The organism is Citrobacter sp. MGH105 (assembly GCF_001037485.2).
Taxonomy (GTDB): domain Bacteria; phylum Pseudomonadota; class Gammaproteobacteria; order Enterobacterales; family Enterobacteriaceae; genus Citrobacter; species Citrobacter portucalensis.
This window is the reverse complement of sequence record NZ_CP073048.1, coordinates 135,873-153,613: the sequence shown is the minus strand read 5'-3', so window position 1 is coordinate 153,613 and position 17,741 is coordinate 135,873. Positions and strand designations below refer to the sequence as shown.

General features: G+C 52.2%; 15 protein-coding genes. 10 read left to right on the top strand and 5 right to left on the bottom strand.

Features of this window, described 5'->3' with window-relative positions; all coding sequences use genetic code 11:
• Window positions 1-198 precede the first annotated feature (198 nt).
• The 3 genes from mtlA (at window position 199) to mtlR (ending at window position 4,071) form a co-directional block, all read left to right on the top strand.
• Complete coding sequence (gene mtlA / locus SK35_RS00740; RefSeq protein ID WP_003827337.1) at window positions 199-2,115, top strand: PTS mannitol transporter subunit IICBA; 1,917 nt, start codon at window positions 199-201, stop codon at window positions 2,113-2,115.
• Between the two features lie 220 nt (window positions 2,116-2,335).
• On the top strand, window positions 2,336-3,484 hold the full coding sequence (gene mtlD, locus SK35_RS00735; RefSeq protein WP_048215313.1) for a mannitol-1-phosphate 5-dehydrogenase: 1,149 nt from the start codon (window positions 2,336-2,338) through the stop codon (window positions 3,482-3,484).
• Entirely contained in the window at window positions 3,484-4,071 is a 588-nt protein-coding gene (mtlR, locus tag SK35_RS00730) for a mannitol operon repressor MtlR (protein ID WP_003024179.1), read from the top strand. The genes mtlD and mtlR overlap by 1 nt, the downstream gene beginning before the upstream one ends.
• A 12-nt stretch (window positions 4,072-4,083) precedes the next feature.
• Here the strand turns inward: mtlR and SK35_RS00725 are convergent, their stop codons facing one another.
• Window positions 4,084-4,290: a hypothetical protein gene (locus tag SK35_RS00725; RefSeq protein ID WP_032945348.1), complete on the bottom strand. Its 207-nt coding sequence runs from the start codon at window positions 4,288-4,290 to the stop codon at window positions 4,084-4,086.
• Window positions 4,291-4,582: 292 nt separating this feature from the next.
• Here SK35_RS00725 and SK35_RS00720 point away from each other — a divergent pair, with 292 nt between their 5' ends.
• From SK35_RS00720 to trmL, 7 genes are all read left to right on the top strand, one after another.
• Window positions 4,583-4,945, top strand: a complete 363-nt coding sequence (locus SK35_RS00720; RefSeq protein WP_003827333.1) for a YibL family ribosome-associated protein — start codon at window positions 4,583-4,585, stop codon at window positions 4,943-4,945.
• Between the two features lie 488 nt (window positions 4,946-5,433).
• Window positions 5,434-6,075 (top strand): DUF3251 domain-containing protein, encoded by a 642-nt coding sequence (locus tag SK35_RS00715; protein ID WP_048215312.1) that lies wholly within the window; start codon window positions 5,434-5,436, stop codon window positions 6,073-6,075.
• Between the two features lie 43 nt (window positions 6,076-6,118).
• On the top strand, window positions 6,119-10,456 hold the full coding sequence (gene sadA, locus SK35_RS00710) for a trimeric autotransporter adhesin SadA (RefSeq protein WP_048215311.1): 4,338 nt from the start codon (window positions 6,119-6,121) through the stop codon (window positions 10,454-10,456).
• A 288-nt stretch (window positions 10,457-10,744) separates the two neighbouring features.
• Window positions 10,745-12,400 (top strand): L-lactate permease, encoded by a 1,656-nt coding sequence (gene lldP / locus SK35_RS00705; RefSeq protein ID WP_048215310.1) that lies wholly within the window; start codon window positions 10,745-10,747, stop codon window positions 12,398-12,400.
• Complete coding sequence (gene lldR, locus SK35_RS00700; RefSeq protein ID WP_003024170.1) at window positions 12,397-13,173, top strand: transcriptional regulator LldR; 777 nt, start codon at window positions 12,397-12,399, stop codon at window positions 13,171-13,173. Before lldP ends, lldR begins: the two co-directional genes overlap by 4 nt.
• Window positions 13,170-14,360, top strand: a complete 1,191-nt coding sequence (gene lldD, locus SK35_RS00695; protein WP_048215309.1) for an FMN-dependent L-lactate dehydrogenase LldD — start codon at window positions 13,170-13,172, stop codon at window positions 14,358-14,360. Before lldR ends, lldD begins: the two co-directional genes overlap by 4 nt.
• Window positions 14,361-14,400: 40 nt before the next feature.
• Entirely contained in the window at window positions 14,401-14,874 is a 474-nt protein-coding gene (gene trmL / locus SK35_RS00690; RefSeq protein ID WP_048215308.1) for a tRNA (uridine(34)/cytosine(34)/5-carboxymethylaminomethyluridine(34)-2'-O)-methyltransferase TrmL, read from the top strand.
• 181 nt (window positions 14,875-15,055) lie between these two features.
• On the opposite strand, the gene cysE is transcribed toward trmL, so the two are convergent.
• The 4 genes from cysE to grxC all read right to left on the bottom strand — a co-directional run bounded on the left by cysE (window position 15,056) and on the right by grxC (window position 17,739).
• Window positions 15,056-15,877 (bottom strand): serine O-acetyltransferase, encoded by an 822-nt coding sequence (gene cysE / locus SK35_RS00685; protein ID WP_003024160.1) that lies wholly within the window; start codon window positions 15,875-15,877, stop codon window positions 15,056-15,058.
• Window positions 15,878-15,954: 77 nt separating this feature from the next.
• Window positions 15,955-16,974 carry an NAD(P)H-dependent glycerol-3-phosphate dehydrogenase gene (gene gpsA / locus SK35_RS00680; RefSeq protein ID WP_008786462.1) on the bottom strand — a complete coding sequence of 340 codons (1,020 nt, stop codon included), beginning with the start codon at window positions 16,972-16,974 and terminating at the stop codon, window positions 15,955-15,957.
• Complete coding sequence (gene secB / locus SK35_RS00675; protein WP_003024155.1) at window positions 16,974-17,441, bottom strand: protein-export chaperone SecB; 468 nt, start codon at window positions 17,439-17,441, stop codon at window positions 16,974-16,976. Before secB ends, gpsA begins: the two co-directional genes overlap by 1 nt.
• 46 nt (window positions 17,442-17,487) lie before the next feature.
• Window positions 17,488-17,739, bottom strand: a complete 252-nt coding sequence (grxC, locus tag SK35_RS00670) for a glutaredoxin 3 (protein WP_003024152.1) — start codon at window positions 17,737-17,739, stop codon at window positions 17,488-17,490.
• Window positions 17,740-17,741: the final 2 nt, after the last annotated feature.

Below are 17,741 nucleotides of genomic sequence, written 5' to 3'. Positions count from 1 at the left end.
GATGAAAATCACATTAACCAACGCCATACACCCTATATTTACGTGACGAATGTCACATAAAAGGCCGTCGACTGGACAGTTGAACGATTCAGTGCCAGATTTCGCAGTATCTACAGGGTCCGGCTACCTCCTGCCGCTACATTAACAAACCTCGGGCTTTCAGCCTGCGTGATAGCAAACATAAGAAGGGGTGTTTTTATGTCATCCGATATTAAGATCAAGGTGCAAAGCTTTGGTCGATTCCTCAGCAACATGGTGATGCCAAATATCGGCGCGTTTATCGCGTGGGGTATTATCACCGCATTATTCATTCCGACAGGGTGGTTGCCGAACGAAACGCTGGCGAAGCTGGTCGGCCCGATGATCACCTATCTGCTGCCGCTACTGATCGGTTATACCGGTGGTAAACTGGTTGGCGGCGAGCGTGGCGGCGTAGTCGGTGCAATCACCACCATGGGCGTTATCGTCGGTGCGGACATGCCAATGTTCCTCGGCGCGATGATTGCAGGTCCACTGGGCGGCTGGGCGATCAAACACTTCGACAACTGGGTAGACGGTAAGATCAAATCCGGTTTTGAGATGCTGGTGAATAACTTCTCCGCTGGCATCATCGGTATGATCCTCGCCATTCTGGCATTCCTCGGCATTGGTCCATTGGTTGAAGCACTGTCCAAAATTCTGGCGGCAGGCGTTAACTTCATGGTTGTCCATGACATGCTGCCACTGGCATCGATTTTCGTTGAACCGGCGAAAATCCTGTTCCTCAACAACGCCATTAACCACGGTATTTTCTCACCGCTGGGTATTCAGCAGTCCCATGAGATGGGTAAATCCATCTTCTTCCTGATTGAAGCTAACCCAGGTCCGGGTATGGGCGTGCTGCTGGCGTACATGTTCTTCGGTCGCGGCAGCGCTAAGCAGTCTGCAGGCGGCGCGGCTATCATCCACTTCCTGGGTGGTATCCACGAAATTTACTTCCCGTACGTGCTGATGAACCCGCGCCTGATCCTGGCCGTTATTCTCGGCGGTATGACTGGCGTATTTACCCTGACTATCCTGAACGGCGGTCTGGTTTCTCCGGCGTCTCCGGGTTCTATCCTGGCCGTGCTGGCAATGACACCTAAGGGAGCTTACTTCGCTAACATCGCTGCTATCTGTGCGGCTATGGCAGTCTCCTTTGTGGTCTCAGCCATTCTGCTGAAAACCAGTAAAGTGAAAGAAGATGATGACATTGATGCCGCAACCCGTCGTATGCACGACATGAAAGCGGAATCCAAAGGCGCATCTCCGCTGGCGGCTGGCGATGTAACCAACGACCTGAGCCATGTTCGTAAAATCATCGTTGCCTGCGATGCCGGTATGGGTTCCAGCGCCATGGGTGCGGGCGTACTACGTAAGAAAGTGCAGGATGCAGGGCTGTCTCAGATTTCCGTCACTAACAGCGCGATTAACAATCTGCCGCCGGATGTGGATCTGGTCATTACCCACCGTGACCTGACCGAACGCGCGATGCGCCAGGTGCCTCAGGCACAGCACATTTCGCTGACCAACTTCCTCGACAGCGGTCTGTACTCCAACCTGACCGAACGTCTGGTCGCTGCGCAGCGCCACAACGTGAACGAGGAGAAAGTTCGCGACCACCTGAAAGACAGTTTTGAAGAGGGTGATACCCACCTGTTCAAACTGGGTGCGGAGAACATCTTCCTTGGCCGTAAAGCGGCTAACAAAGAAGAAGCGATTCGCTTTGCTGGTGAGCAACTGGTGAAAGGTGGCTACGTTGAGCCAGAATACGTTGAGGCGATGCTGGACCGCGAAAAACTGACCCCGACTTACCTGGGTGAGTCCATCGCAGTACCGCACGGTACGGTTGAAGCCAAAGACCGCGTGCTGAAAACCGGTGTGGTGTTCTGCCAGTACCCGGAAGGCGTTCGCTTCGGTGAAGAAGAAGACGATATTGCCCGTCTGGTTATTGGTATCGCAGCGCGTAACAACGAGCACATCCAGGTGATTACCAGCCTGACCAACGCTCTGGATGATGAATCCGTGATCGAACGTCTGGCCCATACCACCAGCGTGGATGAAGTTCTGGAACTGCTGGCAGGTAAAAAAGCTTAACAGTTAAGTATCCCCAAAATAGTTCGAGCTGCAGGAAGGCGGCAACGCAGTGAATCCCCAGGAGCGTACATAAGTACGTGACTGGGGTGAGCGAGGAGAGCCAACGCATCTGCAGTTCGAAATATGAAGGCGATATCCTCTCCCTTGTGGAGAGGGTTAGGTTGAGGGAAAAGCCTCACCCCAGCCCTCTTGGGTAAAAACATTAATGAAGGTTAATACTATGAAAGCATTACATTTTGGCGCAGGTAATATCGGTCGTGGCTTTATCGGCAAACTGCTGGCGGACGCGGGGATACAGCTGACGTTCGCGGATGTAAATCAGGTCGTGCTCGATGCCCTGAATGCCCGTCATAGCTATCAGGTTCATGTCGTGGGTGAAAACGAGCAGATTGATACCGTCTCTGGCGTCAACGCCGTGAGCAGCATCGGCGATGATGTTGTTGAACTGATTGCCCACGTAGATTTAGTCACTACCGCCGTCGGTCCGGTTGTGCTTGAGCGTATCGCTCCAGCCATCGCCAAAGGACTGGTTAAACGCAAGGCGCAGGGCATCGCTACTCCGCTAAATATCATCGCTTGTGAAAACATGGTGCGCGGAACGACCCAGTTGAAAGGCCATGTAATGAACGCGTTAGCAGATGAAGATAAAGCCTGGGTTGAAGAACATGTTGGCTTTGTCGATTCTGCCGTGGACCGCATTGTTCCGCCTTCGGCTTCAGCAACCAACGATCCGCTGGAAGTTACCGTCGAAACCTTCAGTGAGTGGATTGTCGACAAAACACAGTTCAAAGGTGAACTGCCAAACATCCCAGGAATGGAATTAACTGATAACCTGATGGCATTTGTCGAACGTAAACTCTTCACGCTGAACACCGGGCATGCTATAACCGCGTACCTCGGAAAATTGACCGGTCATCAAACCATCCGTGACGCGATTCTCGACGAGAAAATCCGCGCAGTGGTAAAAGGTGCGATGGAAGAGAGCGGCGCGGTACTGATCAAACGCTATGGCTTTGATGCAGCAAAACATGCGGCATACATTCAGAAAATCCTCGGTCGTTTTGAAAACCCGTATCTGAAAGATGACGTTGAGCGCGTGGGTCGTCAGCCGCTGCGTAAACTTAGCGCTGGCGACCGCCTGATTAAACCGCTGCTGGGTACACTGGAGTATGGTTTGCCGCATGCGAATCTGGTTACCGGTATTGCGGCAGCGATGCACTATCGCAGCGAAGAAGATCCGCAGGCACAGGAACTGGCCGCGCTGATTGGCGAAAAAGGTCCACAGGCCGCGCTGGCGCAAGTTTCCGGGCTGGATGCCAATAGTGATGTCGTGCTTGAGGCTGTTAACGCGTATAACGCAAAGAAATGATGCAGGACCTGGCGCAGGATATCCTGCGCCTGAATAATAGATTGTCAGATATGCAGGCAATAATGGAACAAACGCAGGCCTTTGAAAATCGTGTGCTTGAGCGTCTGAATGCTGGCAAAACCGTACGCAGCTTCCTCATCACCGCCGTAGAACTGCTCACCGAGGCGGTGAATATCCTTGTGCTTCAGGTATTTCGCAAAGACGACTATGCGGTGAAATACGCCGTAGAACCGCTGCTCGACGGCGATGGTCCGTTGGGCGATCTTTCTGTTCGTCTGAAGTTAATCTACGGCCTGGGCGTACTCAGTCGCCCGGAGTATGAAGATGCTGAGCTGCTGATGGCGCTGCGGGAGGAGCTGAATCACGACGGCAACGAATACGCATTCACCGACGACGAAATTCTTGGACCGTTTGGTGAACTTCACTGCGTGACGGCACTCCCGCCGCCACCCCAGTTTGATACCTCAGACTCTGGTTTGCATGCCATGCAGATCCAGCGTTACCAGCAGATGGTTCGATCCACCATGGTCCTTTCCCTGACCGAGCTGATTTCTAAAATCAGCTTAAAAAAAGCCTTTCAAAAATAAGACGATGTTTGCTTATTTCTCTTCCTGCTGCGGTCGATACAGCTGCCGATAGTACGCCAGACGTTGCAGATACAGCTGCGCGTTTTCCTGCGGTATTTCTGAAGGGACAACGTTGCGCGGCGGTGTTTTATTCAAATATTCGCGAAAAGCCTGGCTTGAAGCCATAAAATCGACAGTTTTATCAATCAGGATTGAAACGTTCTCACCTATTTTCGCCATAATCTTCCCTCCTCCATGTATTAACCGCGCTCAGCCTGTGCGGTTGATCATTTAAGTTTAGGATCAGTTGAGTGTTTATATTGAGGAAAACGTGCTTCACCACGAACACGCCAAAAAAAAGCACCACGGCCGATCTTATCGCTTAAAATTCCTTGTTAATCAATGTAGTAACATTATCATTAGCTAATTAATACTTACGGTATTTGATTATTTATCTTCGAGCAGTTGTGAATAATCCCGCTCTGCGCGCATACTATAGGGCATTCATCCTATTTTTATCAGAAGCTATCCTATGAAAGAAGTCGAAAAAAACGAAATTAAACGCCTGAGCGATCGTCTGGACGCTATTCGTCACCAGCAGGCAGACCTGTCCCTGGTTGAAGCCGCCGACAAATACGCCGAGCTGGAAAAAGAGAAAGAAACTCTGGAAGCCGAGATCGCACGCCTGCGTGAAGTTCATAGCCAGAAGCTGAGCAAAGAAGCGCAAAAGCTGACAAAACTTCCGTTCCGTCGGGCCATCACCAAAAAAGAGCAGGCTGACATGGGCAAACTGAAGAAGAGCGTGCGCGGCCTGATCGTCGTCCACCCGATGACCGAGCTTGGCCGTGAAATGGGTCTGAAAGAGATGACGGGCTTCGCGAAGAGCGAGTTCTAAACACTCCCGCATCACAGGCTCTCAAGACACCCGCCGTACGACGGGTGTCTTGAGAGCATCGGGCTATATTCTGAATTTTTTCTTGGAAATATTTACACCGCTTATATACAAGTTCATTTTTAACGGCAATTCCTGCTTTTCAGGAAAAAAACTCCACCATCATGTCCGTTTATATTTATACAATGAATTTTTTCATCCTCTTTTCTCATGACCCGCAGAATATAATTGACCCACAAAATTAAATAACATTATCATCCATAAAACAATGCCTCTATACATAAATATTATGATTATATTTTTATAAGGCATTGCTATGGGTAATTAATAAAGAGCGTCGGGTACTTGCACAATTCCATAGAAACAATGAATATTTTCATTATAACCATACATTAATGGGTTATTGGCAATGCCCGCAGAATGGTGAGTTAGCTGTATAAATAACAGGTTAGCTATTTACACCATATAAATTATAAATAAGGATATTTTATATGAACAATAATGGAAAATTTGTTCCCCTGCTTGTTTTAGGATTCACATTCTTGTTATCAGGTTGTGATTACTTTGCAGATAAACACCTTGTCGAAGAACTAAAAAAACAGCAAAAAGAACAAGAAGCAAAGATAGACCTATTAGAAAAACAACAAACTACACTTATCCAGGCGACCCAAAAGGTCGCTGAAGTCGTTGGCCGCATTGAACGCAAACAACGACTATTCGACTACACAGAACTGGACCCATCACAAACGCACTATTTTATTATTAACAACGGCAATATTGGATTAGCCGGGCGCATTCTATCTATTGAGCCAATAGATGATGGAAGTGTTATTCATCTTGATTTGGTTAACTTACTCAGCGTTCCCGTATCAAACCTGGCGTTTAATATGACGTGGGGTACGAAAAAACCTTCCGAGGCAAAAGATCTGCCTCGCTGGCGACAACTTCTGCTCAACACGAAAATGGATTCGACAATCGAACTCTTACCGGGAGCATGGACAAATGTCACGCTGACATTAAAAGGCGTATCGCCCAATAATCTTAAGTATCTAAAAATAGGCATCAACATGAAGAATGTTATTTTCGAAAGCATACAACCTATTAAAGATACAAAAAAGAAGCAAAAAAAATAATAGCCATTGATACAACTATTTTAGAAAAGGAAAGCACTTATCCATGAACAAAATATTTAAAGTCCTCTGGAATGCCGCTACGGGAACATTTATTGTCACCAGCGAAACCGCAAAAAGCCGCGGCAAAAAAAGCGGCCGCAGAAAGCTGGCGGTTTCCGCACTCATCAGCCTTAGCGGTATTATGATCTCAGCGGATGCGCTGGCCAACGCAGGGAACGATACTGGCAGCGGTGTTACTGTATCCGGTACAACGGGAACAGGGTGGATTGCAATTGGTACCGCTGCCACAGCCAATACTTACACCAACGAAGATGGCGCAAGCGCCGCAATGGGTTATAACGCCTCTGCGATGGGGAAATGGAGTACCGCCATTGGTTCATACAGCCAATCCTCCGGCGACTCTTCGCTAGCGCTTGGCGTAAAATCGGTTTCTGCCGGTGACCGGGCCATTGCAATGGGAGCCTCTTCCTCGGCCAGTGGAAGTTATTCGATGGCAATGGGTGTTTATGCCGATTCGAGCGGTGCAAAATCGGTTGCATTAGGTAATAAAGCCACTGCGAGCGGAATAACTTCCGTTGCACTAGGTAATCAATCCACTGCGAGCGGCGATGACAGCGCTGCATTTGGTAATGGCGCAAAAGCGATAGGCACCAACTCAGTTGCCCTTGGCACTGGCTCTACCGCCCTGGAAGACAATTCCGTCGCCGTGGGTAACAGCACCACTCAACGGCAGATCACCTATGTTGCTAAAGGCGACATCAATTCCAGCAGTACCGATGCCGTCACAGGTGCGCAAATTTATTCTTTAAGTCAATCTGTCGCCGATCGACTCGGCGGAGGGGCTTCTGTTAATTCTGATGGTACGGTGAATGCCCCTCTCTACGAGGTGGGCACTGGCATCTACAATAACGTAGGCAGTGCATTAAGCGCACTTAACACTTCTATCACTAACACAGATGCCTCTGTCGCAGGATTAGCCGAAGACGCGCTGTTATGGGATGACAGCACTAGCGCTTTTAGCGCTAAGCACAACGGAAGCGCCAGCAAGATCACCAATCTGGCGGCGGGCACCTTGGCCGCGGACAGCACCGATGCCGTTAACGGCTCCCAGTTGTTTGATACAAATGAGAAAGTGGATCAGAACACTGCTGATATCATCGCCAACACCGACAGCATCAACCAAAACACTGCCGATATTACCGCCAATACCGACAGCATTAACCAGAACACAACCGATATCGCCGCTAATACGACCAGCATTAACCAGAACACCACTGATATCGCCACCAATACCACCAATATCAATAACCTGAGCGACTCTGTTACCACGCTCACCGATGATGCCCTGCTGTGGGATGCTGACTCTGGTGCATTCAGCGCTAACCACTCGGGAAGCGCCAGCAAGATCACCAATCTGGCGGCAGGCACCCTGGCCGCGGACAGCACCGATGCCGTTAACGGCTCCCAGTTGTTTGATACAAATGAGAAAGTGGATCAGAACACTGCTGATATCACTACCAATACCGACAGCATTAACCAGAACACAACCGATATCGCCACTAACACCACCAATATCAATAACCTGAGCGATTCTGTTACCACGCTCGCCGATGATGCCCTGCTGTGGGATGCTAACTCTGGTGCATTCAGCGCTAACCACTCGGGAAGCGCCAGTAAGATCACCAATCTGGCGGCAGGCACCCTGGCCGCGGACAGTACCGATGCCGTTAACGGCTCCCAGTTGTTTGCCACCAACGAAAATGTGTCTCAGAACACCACTGATATCGCCACCAACACCACCAATATCAACAACCTGAGCGACTCAGTTACCACGCTCACCGATGATGCCCTGCTGTGGGATGCTGACTCTGGTGCATTCAGCGCTAAGCACGCGGGAAGCGCCAGCAAAATCATTAATGTCGCCGCCGGGGACCTTTCTGAAGACAGTACAGACGCGGTGAACGGCTCACAGCTGTATGAAACCAACCAGAAGGTAGATCAAAACACATCAGATATTGCAGATATCAATACGACGATCACCAATCTTGGTACCGATTCACTGAGCTGGGATGAGGCAGCGAATTCGTTCTCCGCCAGCCACGGAAGTAGTACGGCAAACAAAATCACCAATGTCGCCGCCGGGGAGCTTTCTGAGAGCAGCACCGACGCGGTTAACGGTTCGCAGCTGTTCGAAACCAATGAAAAAGTGGATCAGAATACGACCGATATCGCCGCCAATACCACCAACATATCTCAGAACAGCACCGCAATTGATAACCTGAATACTTCTGTCACTGACATTAATACCTCCATTACCGGCCTCACTGATAATGCTCTGTTATGGGACGAAGACATCGGAGCTTTCAGCGCAAACCACGGTGGAAGTACCAGTAAAATCACCAATGTCGCCGCCGGGGAGCTTTCTGAGGACAGTACCGACGCGGTAAACGGCTCACAGTTGTATGAAACCAACCAGAAGGTAGATCAAAACACCTCTGCTATCGCGGATATCAATACGTCCATCACCAACCTTGGTACCGATGCACTGAGCTGGGATGACGAAGAGGGTGCGTTCAGCGCCAGCCACGGTACCAGCGGTACCAATAAGATTACCAATGTAGCAGCAGGTGAAATCGCCAGTGACAGTACTGACGCCGTTAATGGCTCTCAGCTCTATGAAACTAACATGCTGATTTCTCAGTACAACGAATCTATTAGCCAAATAACCGGCGATACCAGCGAAACCTATATCACGGAAAATGGTACCGGCGTGAAATACATCCGCACGAATGATAGCGGGCTTGAAGGCCAGGATGCATACGCAACGGGTGACGGCGCAACAGCAGTGGGTTACAACGCCGTCGCATCCGGTGCTTCGAGCCTGGCTCTTGGAGAGAACAGCAGCAGCAGCATTGAGGGCAGCATCGCCTTGGGCAGTGGCTCCAGCTCTAACCGCGCTATTACAACCGGTATACAAGCAACGAGCGTAACAAGCGATGGCGTCGTCATTGGTTACGATACAACAGACAGAGAGTTGCTGGGCGCGTTGTCATTGGGGACGGATGGAGAAAGCTATCGTCAAATTACCAACGTTGCGGACGGCTCTGAAGCGCAAGATGCAGTAACAGTTCGTCAGTTACAAAATGCCATTGGTGCGGTCGCCACTACACCGACCAAGTACTACCACGCAAACTCAACGGAAGAAGATTCACTGGCTGTCGGGACTGACTCACTGGCAATGGGTGCGAAAACCATCGTCAATGCTGATGCAGGTATTGGTATTGGTCTGAATACACTGGTGATGGCTGATGCCATCAACGGTATTGCTATCGGTTCTAACGCACGCGCCAACCATGCAAACAGTATTGCAATGGGTAATGGTTCTCAGACCACTCGCGGCGCACAGACTGACTACACCGCCTACAACATGGACGCACCGCAGAACTCTGTCGGTGAGTTCTCTGTCGGCAGTGAAGACGGTCAACGTCAGATCACTAACGTCGCGGCGGGTTCGGCAGACACCGATGCCGTAAACGTTGGTCAATTGAAAGTCACCGACAGCCACGTTGCCGCAAATACCGAAAGCATCAATAACCTGAACACGCAGGTGAGTAGTCTTGATACCCGCGTCACCAATATCGAAAACTCTGTCGGCGATATTGTCACTACCGGGAGCACCAAGTACTTCAAGACCAACACCGATGGCGTAGATGCAAATGCCCAAGGTACGGACAGCGTCGCGATAGGTTCCGGATCTATTGCGGCTGCTGAAAACAGCGTGGCGTTAGGTACAAATTCAGTCGCAGATGAAGCGAATACGGTGTCTGTCGGTTCCTCGACTCAACAACGTCGTATTACCAATGTTGCCGCAGGGGTGAACAACACTGACGCGGTTAATGTGGCGCAACTGAAAGCCTCAGAAGCAGGTTCCGTTCGTTATGAAACCAATACCGATGGCTCGGTTAACTACAGTGTGCTCAACCTGGGAGACGGGAGTGGCGGTACCACTCGGATCGGCAATGTTTCAGCGGCGGTGAACGATACGGATGCGGTGAACTATGCGCAATTGAAACGCAGCGTAGAAGAAGCAAACACCTATACCGATCAAAAAATGGGTGAAATGAACAGTAAAATCAAAGGAGTAGAAAACAAGATGAGCGGCGGCATTGCCTCAGCAATGGCCATGGCTGGTCTTCCACAAGCTTACGCACCGGGAGCCAACATGACCTCGATTGCTGGGGGTACGTTTAATGGTGAAAGTGCCGTCGCCATTGGTGTCTCCATGGTAAGTGAAAGCGGGGGCTGGGTGTATAAATTGCAAGGAACCAGCAACAGCCAGGGCGATTACTCTGCAGCCATTGGTGCTGGCTTCCAGTGGTAATGAAGTAACAATACTCCCGACATCAAAGGCAATGGCATCATGCCATTGCCTTTTCACTTCTCTTTGCTGCCCCCAATTGGCCCTACCAATTATAACCAGATCCTACCAGCACCTCACACTTCATTAAAATGTTCGTACAATACCGTTGCCAATAAATAACATTTGATTAACCATTCATTGTCATTACCCCTACACAACAATATTGGCAGGGCCACTTTTACACATAATGTGACGAAGATTTGAGCAAAGACTCATTCCATTATGTCAGCGGCCCCCAGGAGACCTGCAATGAATCTCTGGCAACAGAACTACGACCCGGCCGGTAACATCTGGCTTTCCAGTCTGATCGCATCGCTCCCTATCCTGTTCTTTTTCTTCGCCCTGATTAAGCTCAAGCTGAAAGGCTATGTTGCGGCGTCCTGGACGGTGGTGATTGCTCTGGCAGTCGCCCTGCTGTTTTACAAAATGCCGGTCGATCACGCGCTGGCATCCGTAGTGTACGGTTTCTTCTACGGTCTGTGGCCAATTGCCTGGATCATTATCGCCGCGGTATTCGTCTATAAAATCTCGGTGAAGACCGGACAGTTCGACATTATCCGATCATCGATACTCTCGATTACCCCAGACCAGCGTCTGCAAATGCTGATTGTCGGTTTCTCCTTTGGGGCATTCCTCGAAGGAGCGGCAGGCTTCGGTGCTCCGGTAGCGATTACCGCCGCACTGCTGGTTGGTCTTGGCTTTAATCCGCTGTATGCGGCAGGTTTGTGCCTGATCGTAAATACCGCGCCGGTCGCTTTTGGCGCAATGGGCATTCCGATTCTGGTTGCCGGTCAGGTTACCGGACTGGACAGCTTCGAGATTGGCCAGATGGTAGGTCGTCAACTGCCGTTCCTGACCATTATCGTGCTGTTCTGGATTATGGCGATTATGGATGGCTGGCGTGGTGTCAAAGAAACCTGGCCTGCGGTGATGGTCGCTGGCGGCTCGTTTGCTATCGCACAGTACCTCAGCTCTAACTTTATCGGGCCGGAACTGCCGGACATCATCTCTTCTCTGGTCTCACTGGTGTGTCTGACGCTGTTCCTGAAACGCTGGCAGCCGGTACGCATCTTCCGTTTTGGCGATATGGGCGCTTCGCAGGTCGATATGGATCTGTCACGCACCCGCTACACCGCTGGGCAGGTGGTACGCGCCTGGTCACCGTTCCTGTTCCTGACCGCTACCGTCACGCTGTGGAGCATACCGCCGTTTAAAGCGCTGTTTGCGCCAGGCGGCGCGATGTACCACTGGGTGGTCAATATTCCGGTTCCGTTCCTCGACAAGCTGGTTGCCCGTATGCCACCGGTCGTACACGAAGCTACAGCCTACGCGGCGGTGTACAAATTTGACTGGTTCTCCGCGACCGGTACCGCAATACTGTTTGCCGCCCTGCTGTCTATCGTCTGGCTGAAAATGAAGCCATCTGCTGCGCTGCAGACCTTTGGTAGCACGCTGAAAGATCTGGCGCTGCCTATCTACTCCATCGGGATGGTGCTGGCATTCGCGTTTATCTCTAACTACTCCGGGCTTTCATCCACCCTGGCACTGGCCCTGGCACATACCGGCAGCGCATTTACCTTCTTCTCGCCGTTCCTTGGCTGGCTGGGGGTATTCCTGACCGGGTCCGACACCTCATCAAACGCATTGTTCGCCGCCCTGCAGGCCACGGCCGCTCAGCAAATCGGCGTTTCGGATGTATTGATGGTGGCCGCAAATACCACCGGCGGCGTGACCGGCAAGATGATCTCTCCACAATCTATCGCTATCGCCTGTGCGGCAGTGGGATTAGTGGGGAAAGAGTCTGATCTGTTCCGCTTTACCGTGAAGCACAGCCTGATTTTCACCTGCATGGTGGGTGTGATTACCACGCTGCAGGCCTATGTCTTAACCTGGATGATTCCATGATAGTGATGCCCAGACGCCTGTCAGACGAAGTCGCATCTCGTGTGCGGGCGCTGATTGAAGAACAACAGCTGGAGGCGGGCATGAAGTTGCCCGCTGAGCGCCAACTGGCCGTACAGCTCGGCGTATCGCGCAACTCGCTGCGCGAGGCGCTGGCGAAACTGGTGAGCGAAGGCGTGTTGATTAGCCGTCGTGGCGGCGGGACGTTTATCCGCTGGCAGCATGAGGCCTGGTCTGAACAAAACATCGTTCAGCCGCTGAAAACTCTGCTGGCGGACGACCCTGATTACAGTTTCGATATTCTGGAAGCCCGCCACGCCATCGAAGCCAGCACCGCCTGGCATGCAGCTATGCGTGCCACTGCTGCCGACAAAGAGAAGATCAGACTCTGTTTCGAGGCCACACAAAGCGAAGATCCAGATCTCGCCTCGCAGGCAGACGTTCGCTTTCATCTCGCCATTGCGGAAGCCTCGCACAACGTGGTGCTGTTACAGACCATGCGCGGTTTCTTCGACGTATTGCAGTCTTCGGTGAAACAGAGCCGCCAGCGTATGTACCTTGTGCCACCCGTATTTTCGCAACTGACGGCGCAGCATCAGGCCGTCCTGGATGCGATTGTTGCCGGAGATGCCGACGGAGCGCGTAAAGCAATGATGGCGCACCTCAGTTTTGTCCACACCACGATTAAACGATTTGATGAAGATCAGGCCCGCCAGGCGCGTATCACCCGCCTGCCCGGTGACCCTGGTGAGAATAGCAGGGAGAACAACACATGATTATTTCAGCAGCCAGCGACTATCGCGCCGCAGCCCAGCGCATCCTCCCCCCCTTCTTGTTCCACTATATAGACGGAGGGGCGTATGCAGAGCACACTCTGCGCCGTAACGTGGCAGACCTGTCAGAGGTGGCGCTGCGCCAGCGCGTGCTGAAGAATATGTCCGACCTGAGCCTGGAGACAAAGCTGTTCAACGAAACGCTCTCCATGCCGGTGGCCCTTGCACCTGTCGGTCTGTGCGGCATGTACGCGCGCCGGGGCGAAGTTCAGGCCGCCGCCGCCGCTGATGCCAAAGGCATTCCGTTTACGCTTTCCACGGTATCCGTATGTCCGATTGAAGAAGTCGCCCCAACCATCAAGCGTCCAATGTGGTTTCAGCTATATGTTCTGCGCGATCGCGGCTTTATGCGCAACGCGCTGGAGCGCGCCAAAGCGGCGGGTTGCTCCACGCTGGTCTTTACCGTCGATATGCCAACACCGGGTGCACGCTACCGTGACGCCCATTCCGGGATGAGCGGCCCAAATGCCGCACTACGCCGCTACTGGCAGTCAGTCACCCATCCACAGTGGGCATGGGACGTTGGCCTGAACGGTCGCCCACATGATTTAGGTAATATCTCGACTTATCTTGGTAAACCTACCGGTCTTGAGGATTACATCGGCTGGCTGGCGAATAACTTCGATCCGTCGATTTCCTGGAAAGACCTCGAGTGGATCCGCGAATTCTGGGATGGCCCGATGGTGATCAAAGGGATCCTCGATCCCGAAGATGCCCGAGACGCCGTACGCTTTGGCGCGGACGGTATTGTTGTCTCTAACCACGGTGGTCGCCAGTTAGACGGCGTGCTGTCTTCAGCTCGCGCGTTACCCGCTATTGCCGATGCGGTAAAAGGCGATATCACCATTCTGGCAGACAGTGGGATCCGCAACGGTCTGGATGTCGTACGTATGATTGCGCTGGGCGCGGATAGTGTTCTGCTGGGACGTGCTTATCTGTACGCGCTGGCCACCCACGGTCAGGCCGGGGTGGCGAATCTACTAAATCTGATCGAGAAAGAGATGAAGGTGGCAATGACCCTGACCGGGGCGAAATCGATTAGCGAAATCAGCCGTGATTCGCTGGTACAAGAACTGGGTAAACAGGTGGCTGACTACCCGATGCAGCCCAAACGTGGAAATGCGGCGTAAACGTTAATTTGCTATGCTGCCCCGTACTTAAGGGGGCAGCATGCTAAACATCGTTTTATTCGAACCAGAAATCCCGCCAAATACCGGCAATATTATCCGTCTTTGCGCCAACACCGGCTTTCGTCTGCATATTATTGAGCCAATGGGCTTTACCTGGGACGATAAGCGCCTGCGTCGCGCGGGGCTGGATTACCATGAATTTGCCGCCGTGCAACGCCACCCTGATTACGCCGCCTTCGTCGCCGCAGAAAATCCGCAACGTCTGTTTGCCCTGACCACCAAAGGTACGCCAGCGCATAGCGCGGTAAGCTATCAGGATGGGGATTATCTGATGTTTGGCCCGGAAACTCGCGGTCTGCCAGCCAGCATCCTCGACGCGCTGCCTGCCGAACAAAAAATTCGTATTCCGATGATGCCGGACAGTCGCAGCATGAACCTGTCGAATGCGGTGTCGGTGGTGGTGTATGAGGCCTGGCGCCAGTTAGGTTATCCCGGCGCGATATTGCGTAGTTGATTTTTGTCGGATGGCGGCTGACGCCTTATCCGACCTACGAAAGAATTTACCGTTATTTTTCGAGCGTTATCGGCGCAGTCAGGTTGGACACGGACTGCACGCAGCCACCGGAGCGTACACGTAGTACGTGAGGATGGCGAGCACAGCCCGGGTTCAAGATGACAAGTAAGATAGCTCGAAATCAGATGCCATCGCCGTATTCGAACGTATGATGTATCCCGTTGAAATGCTGATCCATATCCATGGACGGTTTATCGCTGTCTGGCTTACCGACGATGCGCGCCGGTACGCCTGCGGCGGTGGTATGCGGCGGTACGGGCTGTAGCACGACCGAACCTGCGCCAATCTTCGCGCCGCGCCCGACTTCAATGTTGCCGAGAATTTTTGCTCCCGCGCCGATCATCACGCCTTCACGAATTTTCGGGTGGCGGTCACCGCCGGCTTTACCGGTCCCGCCCAGCGTGACGGATTGCAGAATAGAGACGTCGTTTTCAATCACCGCGGTTTCACCAACCACAATGCCGGTGGCGTGATCGAGCATAATCCCACGGCCAATTTTTGCCGCCGGGTGAATGTCTACCTGGAAGGTAACGGACACCTGATTTTGCAGGAAGATCGCCAGCGCCTGACGCCCCTGATGCCACAGCCAGTGACCGATACGGTAGGCCTGAAGCGCATGAAAGCCCTTCAGATACAGCAGTGGAGTGGAATATTTATCTACAGCCGGGTCACGCGTGCGTACTGCCTGAATATCGCAGGCCGCTGAGGCAATCATTTCAGGATCGGCCGCATAGGCCTCTTCTACGACTTCGCGAATCGCAATGGCGGGCATGATTGGAGAAGCGAGTTTATTCGCCAGCATATAGCTTAGCGCACTGCCGAGATTTTCATGCTTGAGCAGTGTTGCGTGGTAAAAACTGGCCAGCATTGGCTCACATTCCGCCAGTGCCCGGGCTTCCGCTTTAATGTTTTTCCAGACGATATCCAGTTCTTCACACGGCATTGCGTACTCCAGAAGGTAGCAAAACGACCGATCCGTTCTTCGCGGATCGGGTCGTTATATTCAACAGTTCCTTACAGCTAGTGGCGACTCAGCTCGTCCTTGCGTGCACGGCCTAATAACGTCAATGCTGCCTCGCGCGCGTTTTTTCCGCAATACAATACTTGATAAATTTCCTCGGTTATTGGCATCTCAACACCAAAACGGTGCGCCAATTCACGAACTTCTTTCGTATTGCGATAGCCTTCAACCACTTGGCCAATCTTGTCCTGCGCACCCTGCACGTCCATCCCCTGGCCGAGCATCATGCCAAAACGACGGTTGCGCGACTGGTTGTCGGTACAGGTCAGCACCAGATCGCCTAAACCCGCCATCCCCATAAAGGTGGCAGGATCGGCCCCCAGCGCCGCACCAAGACGAGACATTTCGGTCAGCCCACGGGTGATCAATGCGGTTCGTGCATTCGCGCCAAAACCGATGCCGTCAGACATCCCCGCACCAATGGCAATGACGTTTTTCACCGCGCCGCCAAGCTGCACGCCAATGAAATCCGGGTTGCTATAAACGCGGAAGCTTTTGCCGCAGTGCAGCAACTGCTGGAGATCGTCAGCAAAAGTGTCGTCCGTCGAGGCCAGAGAAATCGCCGTCGGCATGCCCGCAGCCAGCTCTTTGGCGAACGTCGGGCCGGAAATAACCGCCAGTGGAATTGAGTCCCCCAGCGCTTCACGCGCGACGTCCTGCAGCAGACGCCCTGTTTCCGCTTCCAGACCTTTTGTCGCCCAGACCAGTCGTGCGTCAGGACGCATCAATGGTTTGATGTTACGCAGCACTTCGCCAAAGACGTGGCTCGGCACCACCACCAGAATATTACGACTGGCGGCCAGTGCAGTGGCTAAATCACTTTCCAGGCGCAGCGTGTCGGGAAAAGGCACATCAGGAAGGAACGCGACGTTGCAGCGATCGTGCTCGAGAGTCGCGATATGTTTAGGATCATGGCCCCACAGGACAACCTGATGGCCATTTCTTGCCAGGGTGATGGCAAGAGCGGTGCCGTACGAGCCGGCACCAATCACAGTCATTGAAGCATTACTTTGGTTCATCAGGCATCCTGATGTTCTTCAGTACCTTCGCCAGCCTGCTGCTGTAAATAGTTCATGAACAGCGCATCAAAGTTGACCGGCGCAAGGTTCAGTTGCGGGAACGTACCGCGTGAAACCAGGCTGGTGATGCATTCGCGGGCATACGGGAACAGAATGTTCGGGCAGTATGCGCCCAGGCAATGCGCCATCTGAGTCCCTTCGATACCACTGATGGAGAAAATACCGCCCTGCTGAACTTCGCACAGGAACGCAGTTTCTTCACCCAGGGAAGCCGTTACGGTGACACGCAGCACTACTTCATACACGTCATCTGCCAGTTGGGTAGATGCGGTATCAAGATCCAGTTTAACCTCTGGCTGCCAATCTTTCTGGAAAACATGCGGTGCATTTGGCGCTTCGAAAGACACATCCTTGGTATAAATACGTTGGATCTGGAAAGCCATTTCAGTGTTATTTTGTTCTGACATGTTGAGAAAACCCTTTAGTGTTGTCCTTTAAATACTTCGGTACGCCTTAACGCAGCAGCGGATCCAGTCCACCACGCGCATCCAACGCATACAAGTCGTCACAACCACCAATGTGCTGTGCATCAATAAAAATCTGCGGAACCGTAGTACGGCCACTGCGCTTGATCATTTCTTCACGCTTCACGGCATCGCCGTCAATCGGAAGCTCCTGGAAACTCACACCCTTGCTGTTCAGGAGCGCCTTTGCGCGATGGCAAAACGGGCAGGTTGCTTTGGTATAGATCTCAATATTGGCCATGA